Genomic DNA, 8377 nt, shown 5'->3' with positions numbered 1-8377 from the left:
CTGCCCGCCCGCCCGCAGCCAGCGGCGCAGCACATGGTTGTGCGCGGTGACCACGGCGGACGCGGCGACCTCCGCGAGCAGCGGGTCGTCGTTGCCCACGTGGTGGTCGCGCTCGTCGAAGTGGCCCAGGAGATAGCGGGTGAACAGCCGCTCGTAGCGGGCCACCGACGCGATCTCGGCCTCCCTGAGCGTCGGCACCTCACGGGTCAGTTTGTAGCGGGCCACGGAGACGGCGGGCTTGGCCGCGTACATCTTCATGACCTCTTTGATGCCCCGGCAGACGGTGTCGAGCGGGTGCTCGTGCGCGGGGGCGGCGTTGAGGACGGCCTCGGCCCTGACGAGGGTGTCGTCGTGGTCCGGGAAGATGGCCTCTTCCTTGGAGCGGAAGTGGCGGAAAAACGTCCGCCGGGCGACGCCCGCGGCACCCGCGATCTCGTCGACGGTGGTCGCCTCGTAGCCCTTCGTGGCGAAGAGCTCCATCGCGGCGGCGGCCAGTTCACGGCGCATCTTGAGCCGTTGGGCGGCGGCACGCGTCCCCGCGGTGGTGGTCTCCGGGGCGTCGGTCGCGGCGGTGGCACGGGGTGACTTGGCGGGCTGGGACATGGCATGAACGTAACGCATCGGTGCAGGAGAGCGCGCCTGCGGGGGCGGACCGCCGGAGGGTCCCAGCAGCCCGCCCCACCCGGCTCCCGGGTCAGCGACGGGCATATTCGCGGAAGCCGCGCCCCGTCTTGCGGCCGAGGCACCCTGCGGCGACCAGGTGCTCCAGCAAAGGCGCGGGGGCCAGGCCCGGGTCGCGGAACTCCTTGTGCAGCACCTTCTCGATGGCCAGCGAGACGTCCAGGCCGACCACGTCGAGCAGTTCGAACGGGCCCATCGGGTAGCCGCCGCCCAGCTTCATCGCCGCGTCGATGTCGTCCAGTGAGGCGTAGTGCTGCTCGACCATCTTGATCGCGTTGTTGAGGTACGGGAACAGCAGCGCGTTCACGATGAACCCGGCCCGGTCCCCGCAGTCCACCGGGTGCTTGCGGATCTTCGCGCACACCGCGCGGACCGTGGCGTGCACGTCATCGGCGGTCAGGACGGTGCGGACCACCTCGACCAGCTTCATCGCGGGCGCCGGGTTGAAGAAGTGCATCCCGATCACGTCCTCGGGCCGCGCGGTCGCCCGGGCGATCGCGACGACCGGCAGCGAGGAGGTGGTGGTGGCGAGCACCGCGCCCGGCCGGCAGACCTTGTCCAGCGCGGCGAACAGCTGCCGCTTGATCTCCAGGTCCTCGGCGACCGCCTCGACGGCGAGGTCGACCTCGGCGAACGCGTCCAGCGAACCGGCCGCCCTGATCCGCGCCAGCGTCTCGTCCCGGGCCCCGGCGGTGAGCCGCCCCTTGGCCACCGAACGCTCCAGCGACTTCGCGATCCGGCCCCTGGCGACGTCGGCCTTCTCCTGGGACCTGGCGGCCAGCACCACGTCGTATCCGGCCTTCGCGAAGACCTCCGCGATCCCGGAGGCCATCGTCCCGGAGCCCGCGACGCCGACGGACGCCACCTCGCGCCCGGCTCCGGAGACGGCGTCCGGCGCCGGGGTCAGCGCGTCGGGCACCACGGCCTGTCCGCCCGGGGCGTCGTACGTGTAGAAGCCGCGCCCGGCCTTGCGGCCGGTCAGACCGGCGCTGCTGAGCTGGCCGAGGACGGGGGCCGGGGCGTGCAGCCGGTCGTGGGACTCGGCGTACATGGCCTCCAGGACGGTGCGGGCGGTGTCGATGCCGATCAGGTCCAGCAGGGCGAGGGGCCCCATCGGCAGCCCGCAGCCCAGCTTCATCGCGGCGTCGATGTCCTCGCGGGAGGCGTAGTTCGCCTCGTACATCGCGGCGGCCTGGTTGAGGTAGCCGAAGAGCAGCCCGTCCGCGACGAACCCGGGCCGGTCACCGACCGCGACGGGCTCCTTGCCCAGCTCCCGGGCGAGTGCGGTGACGGCCTCGACGGCCGGCGGCGCGGTCAGCACCGAGGAGACCACCTCGACCAGCTTCATCGCGGGCGCCGGGTTGAAGAAGTGCAGGCCGAGGACGCGCTCGGGGTGCTGGGACTCGGCGGCCAGCCGGGTCACCGACAGGGCGTTGGTGCCGGTGGCCAGGATCGCGGTGGGGGAGACGATCGCGTCGAGGTCCCGGAACACCTGCTGCTTGATCTCGTACGTCTCGGGCACCACCTCGATGACCAGTTCGGCCCCGGCGGCGGTGCGCAGATCGTCGGACGTACGGAACCGGGCGAGCGCGTCGGTCCGCTCCTGCTCGGTGATGCGGCCACGGCCCACGGCCCGCGCGGTGGACGCTTCGAGGGAGGCGAAGGCCCCCAGGGCGGCGGCCTCGCTGATGTCGATGCCGATGACCTCGCGGCCCGCCAGGGCCAGGACCTCGGCGATGCCGGTGCCCATGGTGCCGAGGCCGACGACGGCGATGGTGGAGAGAGAGGTGTCCATCAGGGGACTCCAGGGTGAGTGACGACTGTGGGAGCACGGAACGCGCGGCGATGAGGGAGCGGCGCGTGGCGTACGGAAGCTGCGTGTCGTGGAGCACGGGGCCGTCGCGCGGGGAGCGCGCCCGGCCGTGGGGGTGACGGACCCTGTCCCGGGGTCGCGTCGCACGGAGAAGCCGAACCGACAAGCTCTCCGGATGGCTGCGTCACCAGGCCACCGGAGCCTGCGGGGGGTGTGTCCCGCTCAGATGAGAGTAACTGGCGAGTAACGAGCGCGCCACCCCTGGGTCCTTGTGCCCTGGACCACAGGAACTCCTCGATGACGCCCCGTACGGAGCGTGTCCGTCGATACGCTGAGCGTCATGGATGAGGAGTTCCGTTCACTCATGGACCGGCTGGAACCCGAGGCGGCCGGGTCGCCGCAGTACGCCCGGCTCGTCGCCGCCGAGGACCCCGAGGAGCTGGCCCGGGTCCTCGTGGAGCCGCACCGCCCCCTGTGGGCCCGCGAGATGGCCGCCTTCCGGCTCGGCTGCGCGGGCGACCGGCGGGCCTTCGAGGCGCTGGTGCTCCTGCTCAACCACCGCGACCCCGAACGCTGTGTCTCCGCCGCCCACGCCCTGGCGCGGCTGGACGACCCCCGCACCCCGAGGGCGGCCGCCGCCCTCGCGACCAACCACCTGCGCACCGCCTACGCCCTGCACCCGGTGCGCCTGCTGACCGACCTGCGGGCCCCCGAGTCGGTCCCCGCCCTGGTCGCCACCCTCCAGCGCCTGCTGGCCCCCGGCGATCCGCACTGGCGCGTCGCCCTCGCCTGCGTCGAGGGGCTCGGCCGCCTCGCCGACGCGCAGGCCCGCCCGGTCCTCACGGCGGCCCTGCCGCACCCGCGCCTCGGCACGGCCGCGGCGGAGGCGCTGAGCAGGTTGCCGGGGGAGTGAGCGGGCGGGCCCGTGCGGCTCAGCGGCGGAAGCCGAGCAGGCCGTGCAGACGGCTGCCCTTGCTGTTGTCCACCGACTGGGCCGCCGCCTTCTCGGCGGGCAGCGGCTTCGGGTCCGGGAGGGCGGCGCAGACCGCGTCCGCCTCGCCCCGGCCGCGCGGGACCGTGCCGTCGGTGAGGTAGGCCGCCAGGTGCTCGTCCAGGCAGTCGTTGCCGCTCAGCGTGATGCCGTGGTTGCCGCCGCCCTCCTCCACGACGAGGCTGGAGCCCTTGAGCTTGCGGTGCATGCTGACCGCGCCGCCGTACGGGGTCGCCGCGTCGTCCGTGGCCTGGAGGATGAGCGCCGGGGGCAGCTGACGGTTGTTCACCGGGACCGGCCGCAGCGGCGCCACCGGCCAGCTCGCGCACGGCGCGTTGTACCAGGTGTTGTTCCAGGTCATGAACGGCGCCTTCTTGTGGATCCGGCGGCTGTCGTTGCGCCAGGTGCTCCAGTGCTCGGGCCAGCCGGCGTCGCGGCACTGGACGGCCGTGTAGACCGAGTAGCCGTTGTCGCCGCTCGCGTCCACCGTGCCGAAGTTCTCGTACACCTCGACCAGCGCCTCGGCGTCCCGGTGCTTCGCGTACGCGGCGAACGCCTCGGCGAGGTAGGGCCAGTAGCCGTTGTAGTACCCGCCGGGGAGGAAGGTGTCCTCCAGCTCGCTCGCGCCGACCGTGCCGCCCGCCGGCTCCCGCGCCACGTCCGCCCGCATCCGGTACCAGGCGGCCTCGACCCCGGCCGGGTCGCTGCCCAGTCCGTACGCGGCGTCGTTCTTCGCGACCCAGGCGGCGAACGCCTTGTGGCGGTCGTCGAACGCGTAGTCCTGGCCGAGGTTGCCCTCGTACCAGACGTCGTCCGGGTCGACGACCGAGTCCAGGACCAGACGGCGCACGCGCTCCGGGTACAGCTTGGCGTAGACCGCGCCGAGGTAGGTGCCGTAGGAGTAGCCGAAGTAGTTGATCTGCCGGGCGCCGAGCGCCCGGCGGATCACGTCGAGGTCCTTGGCGGCGCTGACCGTGTCCATGTACGGCAGAACGTCGCCGTGCTTCTCGCCGCAGGCCCGCGCGAAGGACTCCGCCCGGTCGCGGTTGATCCGCTCCGAGCGGGCGGAGTCCGGCACCGTGTCGGGGCGCACCGGATCGAAGTGCCCCGGCAGGCAGTTCAGCGCCGGGGTACTGCTGCCGACCCCGCGCGGGTCAAAACCGATCACGTCGTACTGGGCCGCGACCTTCTTCGACAGCGACGACGCCACGAACCCGGCCATCGACAGGCCGCTGCCGCCGGGGCCTCCCGGGTTGACCAGCAGTGGGCCCTGGGAGGTCTTCGCGGTGTGCGGGACGCGGGACAGGGCGAGCGTGATCTGACGGCCCGACGGGCGGCGGTGGTCCAGCGGGGTGCGGACCTTCGCGCACTGGAGCGTCGGATAGCTGTCGGTCGGACAGTTCGTCCACTTCGGTTTCGGGGCGGGCGGCGTGCTCGCCGCGGTGGCGGCGGCGGGCGCGGGCGCGGCGGTCAGCAGACCGGCGACGGTCGCGCCGACGGCGACCAGAATTCCTGCACGTTTCGTCATGGGGCCTCCCGGGGTGACGGGACGCGGCGCCGGATCACCGGTCCCGGCCGCATGCTCCCCGAATACCCCTGCGGAAGGACCTGTTCCGCGCGGAGTCACCCCGTACGGTCACGCCATCGGCCCTGCGGGCGGTCGCCCGGGCTCCGCCACGGACCTCACAGCAGGGTCAGCTGGGTGGGGCCGGGTTCCGGTGCGGCGGCCGGCGCCGGAGCCGGGCCGATCCGCCGGGCCCCGCCCCGGTGCGCCGGGCCGATCCCGAACTCGTCCGCCAACTCGTGCACCTGCCGAGTGATCCGGCGCTGGTACCAGGTGGGGGCGTACGCCCCGTCCGCGTACATCCGCTCGTAGCGCTCGACCAGATGCGGATGGTGGAGCGCCAGCCAGTCCAGGTACCACTCGCGTGCGCCGGGGCGCAGATGCAGCACCAGTGGGGTCACCGAGGCCGCACCGGCGTCCGCGATGGCGGCGACGGTGGCGCGCAACTGATCCGGGCGGTCGCCCAGGAAGGGGATGACCGGGGCCATCAGGACCGAGCAGCCGATGCCGGCGTCGGTGAGGGCGCGGACCACGTCCAGCCGGCGTTCGGGGGAGGGGGTGCCCGGCTCTACCGTCCGCCACAGTTCCCGGTCGGTGAAGCCCACCGAGACCGAGACACCTACCTCGGCGACCTCCGCTGCCTGCCGCAGCAGCTCCAGGTCCCGCAGGACCAGCGTGCCCTTGGTGAGGATGGAGAAAGGGTTCGCCCGGTCGCGCAGGGCGGCGATGATGCCCGGCATGAGCTGGTACCGGCCCTCCGCCCGCTGGTAGCAGTCGACGTTCGTGCCCATGGCGACGTGCTCGCCCCGCCAGTGCCGGGAGGCCAGCTCCCGCTGGAGCAGTTCGGCTGCGTTGACCTTGACGACGATCTGGGAGTCGAAGCCGATGCCGGTGTCCAGGTCCAGATAGCTGTGGGTCTTGCGGGCGAAGCAGTACACACAGGCGTGCGTGCAGCCCCGGTACGGGTTCACCGTCCATTCGAACGGCATCCGCGAGGCGCCGGGCACCCGGTTCAGGATCGAACGGGCCCGGATCTCGTGGAAGGTGATGCCCCGGAATTCCGGGGTGTCGAACGTGCGCGTGGTCACCGCGTCCGCGGCGAAGAGCGCGCTGTTCCCGGCCGTCGAGTTCTTCTCGACCAGTTTGTCCCAGCGCATGGACGCCTCCTCGGTAGCACTCACCGCAGAATAGAACACTTGTTCCCTTGATCGTGCGGGGCGGGCCCGTGGCGCCCCACGACTAGCGTGTGGCCCCTGGTAGTCCCGCTGTATCCGACCGGGAGGTCCCGACCATGGCCGGCAAGTTCACCGAGCTCGCGATCGACTGCGCGGATCCCGTCGGCCTCGCCCGGTTCTGGTGCTCGGTCCTCGACTACGAGGTGCGGGACGAGGACGCGGATGAAGGCGTCGTCACCATCGGCCCGCCCGCGGCGGGTGGGGGAGCGGACCGCCCCGGCCCCGTACCGCCGGTGCTGACCTTCGCGCGGGTGCCCGAGGGCAAGAGCGCCAAGAACCGGCTCCACATCGACGTCAGTCCCAGCGACCGGGAACAGGGCGACGAGGTCCGCCGGCTGATCGGCCTGGGCGCCCGCCGCTCCGACGTCGGCCAGGGTGACGCGAGCTGGGTCGTGCTCACCGACCCGGAGGGCAACGAGTTCTGCGTCCTGGGGGATCGCCGCCCCTGAACCCGGGCGGCCCCTGTCCCGGGCGGTGGTGCGCGCGGGATGGCGGATGCGTCGCCGCATCATGATCCGGCACGTCCCGGTGCGATCAGCTCGGCGCCTGCGAGTCCCTGGTGCCGGGAGGTGGGGCCCGGAACCGGGACGCCGCTGACGACCCCTGGCCGGATCAACATCCTCGATGGCCGACCTGACGGCACGATGCGGCCGTCCGGATCGCAGAACCGACAGTCGGTTCTCCGGGCCCCACGGTGAAGGCGCGAGTTCCGGGGCGGACAGCAGATCAACCGTGGCGCCCACCACCTTTTCGGCGGTCGCTGCCAGCTGATCCAGAACATACCGGCAGGGCCTCACTACACCCGAGCCGCCTTCGCGACCTGCCGGAATATGGTGGTGCGCGCGCCGGGCCGACCGCCCAGGTGTGAGGCGCGGGAGAGGGGCCGCAGGTCGGCGACGTGCCTGCTCACGTCCGTGCGCCCCCTTGTGCCGCCGTGCTCGACCGATGCGCAGGTACGGATAGTTATGATCCGTAGCACCACGTGGGCACCATCCGAGTACGTCGCCTCATCTCGTCGAGCAGGGAGAGCGCCATGCCGTCCACATCCACCCGTCCCGCGTTCGAACTACGCATAGGCGAAGTCCACTTGACCGTCCAGCGCATCCCCGGATGGCTGGTGACAGCCCTCGCCACCGCAGTGGGGAGCGCGCTCGCCGCATGGTTCACGTCCCTGTGACCCAGGTGCGCGGCACCGGTCACGACCGGTCGTGATTTTGAGCGGCTGTGCCCGAGGTGGTTGGCTCAGCTCACCCACCGAACAACCGACTGCTGGAGGAACAGCCATGGCGCAGGTCGAGGCCACGACGGAGCGGATCATCGCGGCGGACGCAGAGGCGGTGTTCGACGCGCTGGCCGACTACAAGGACGTCCGCGGCAAGGTGCTGACCGCGCACTTCAGCGAGTACGAGGTCCGGGAGGGCGGCGACGGCGAGGGCAGCCTCGTGCACTGGAAGCTCCAGGCGACCAGCAAGCGCGTCCGCGACTGCCTGCTGGAGGTCAGCGAGCCGACCGACGGGCAGCTCGTCGAGAAGGACCGCAACTCCTCCATGGTCACCACCTGGACCGTCACCCCGGCCGGCGAGGGCAGGTCCAAGGCGGTCGTGACCACGGTCTGGGACGGCGCGGGCGGCATCGGCGGGTTCTTCGAGCGGACCTTCGCGCCCAAGGGCCTCGGCCGGATCTACGACGAGCTGCTCCAGAACCTCGCCACCGAGGTCGAGAAGTAGGACCGACCGGCCTCGGGGGCGGTCCGACTCCCCCTCCCCTCCCCGCACCGGAGGCCGGACAGACCCGGCCTCCGCGGGACGATCGGCCTCACCGGAACGGGTGGTTTTCCGGGGCGGCCGGTTGTGCGCCGTAGCACCTCCCACCGGCGCATAAGCCCTCCGTACGCGCCGCGTACGCCCCTCGTCACGTTTGCCCTGCCTTACCGCGCGATGCGAGAAATGGGCGGCGCAGGTGCGACGAGGGGAGCGTTACGTGGTGGGTGGTATCACGCTGGTGAAGGACGAGCCGGACGGCCCGGGACCGGACGGCCCGACGCCGGACGGCGCGGCGGCCACGGTCGAACTCCCCGCCGCACCACCCCCGCC

The 8377-nt window shown here is 72.2% G+C and carries 8 protein-coding genes; 4 read left to right on the top strand and 4 right to left on the bottom strand.

Features of this window, described 5'->3' with window-relative positions; genetic code table 11:
- Together HET64_RS33145 and HET64_RS33140 are read right to left on the bottom strand one after the other, a co-directional pair.
- Window positions 1–603 (bottom strand): TetR family transcriptional regulator (locus HET64_RS33145; RefSeq protein ID WP_215110858.1); only part of this gene is annotated, 603 nt, incomplete at its 3' end.
- A 91-nt stretch (window positions 604–694) separates the two neighbouring features.
- Window positions 695–2476: a 3-hydroxyacyl-CoA dehydrogenase family protein gene (locus HET64_RS33140; protein WP_215110857.1), complete on the bottom strand. Its 1782-nt coding sequence runs from the start codon at window positions 2474–2476 to the stop codon at window positions 695–697.
- A gap of 358 nt (window positions 2477–2834) precedes the next feature.
- Between HET64_RS33140 and HET64_RS33135 the strand changes: the two genes are divergently transcribed.
- Complete coding sequence (locus tag HET64_RS33135; protein WP_251146222.1) at window positions 2835–3407, top strand: adenylosuccinate lyase; 573 nt, start codon at window positions 2835–2837, stop codon at window positions 3405–3407.
- 19 nt (window positions 3408–3426) lie between these two features.
- Here the strand turns inward: HET64_RS33135 and HET64_RS33130 are convergent, their stop codons facing one another.
- Both HET64_RS33130 and HET64_RS33125 read right to left on the bottom strand, forming a co-directional pair.
- The gene (locus HET64_RS33130) at window positions 3427–5013 is read right to left on the bottom strand and encodes an alpha/beta hydrolase (RefSeq protein ID WP_215110855.1); all 1587 of its coding nucleotides are present in this window, start codon (window positions 5011–5013) and stop codon (window positions 3427–3429) included.
- A 155-nt stretch (window positions 5014–5168) separates the two neighbouring features.
- Window positions 5169–6206, bottom strand: coding sequence for an Rv2578c family radical SAM protein (locus tag HET64_RS33125; RefSeq protein WP_215110854.1), 1038 nt, complete (start codon window positions 6204–6206; stop codon window positions 5169–5171).
- A gap of 134 nt (window positions 6207–6340) precedes the next feature.
- Between HET64_RS33125 and HET64_RS33120 the strand changes: the two genes are divergently transcribed.
- The 3 genes from HET64_RS33120 to HET64_RS33110 all read left to right on the top strand — a co-directional run bounded on the left by HET64_RS33120 (window position 6341) and on the right by HET64_RS33110 (window position 8011).
- Window positions 6341–6733 carry a VOC family protein gene (locus HET64_RS33120; protein ID WP_215110853.1) on the top strand — a complete coding sequence of 131 codons (393 nt, stop codon included), beginning with the start codon at window positions 6341–6343 and terminating at the stop codon, window positions 6731–6733.
- Between the two features lie 584 nt (window positions 6734–7317).
- A complete protein-coding gene (locus HET64_RS33115) occupies window positions 7318–7461 on the top strand; it encodes a hypothetical protein (RefSeq protein ID WP_215110852.1) in 144 nt (47 codons plus the stop codon).
- Between the two features lie 106 nt (window positions 7462–7567).
- On the top strand, window positions 7568–8011 hold the full coding sequence (locus HET64_RS33110; RefSeq protein ID WP_215110851.1) for an SRPBCC family protein: 444 nt from the start codon (window positions 7568–7570) through the stop codon (window positions 8009–8011).
- Window positions 8012–8377: the final 366 nt, after the last annotated feature.

This window comes from Streptomyces sp. McG3 (assembly GCF_018619185.1).
Classification (GTDB): domain Bacteria; phylum Actinomycetota; class Actinomycetes; order Streptomycetales; family Streptomycetaceae; genus Streptomyces.
This window is presented reverse-complemented; position numbering and strand designations above follow the sequence as displayed.

Excerpts from the sequence above, each read along its gene's own strand:
- HET64_RS33135 (WP_251146222.1), top strand. The coding sequence starts at position 2,835 with ATGGATGAGGAGTTCCGTTCACTCATGGACCGGCTGGAACCCGAGGCG.
- HET64_RS33115 (WP_215110852.1), top strand. The coding sequence starts at position 7,318 with ATGCCGTCCACATCCACCCGTCCCGCGTTCGAACTACGCATAGGCGAA.
- HET64_RS33125 (WP_215110854.1), bottom strand. The coding sequence starts at position 6,206 with ATGCGCTGGGACAAACTGGTCGAGAAGAACTCGACGGCCGGGAACAGC.
- HET64_RS33140 (WP_215110857.1), bottom strand. The coding sequence starts at position 2,476 with ATGGACACCTCTCTCTCCACCATCGCCGTCGTCGGCCTCGGCACCATG.
- HET64_RS33130 (WP_215110855.1), bottom strand. The coding sequence starts at position 5,013 with ATGACGAAACGTGCAGGAATTCTGGTCGCCGTCGGCGCGACCGTCGCC.
- HET64_RS33120 (WP_215110853.1), top strand. The coding sequence starts at position 6,341 with ATGGCCGGCAAGTTCACCGAGCTCGCGATCGACTGCGCGGATCCCGTC.
- HET64_RS33110 (WP_215110851.1), top strand. The coding sequence starts at position 7,568 with ATGGCGCAGGTCGAGGCCACGACGGAGCGGATCATCGCGGCGGACGCA.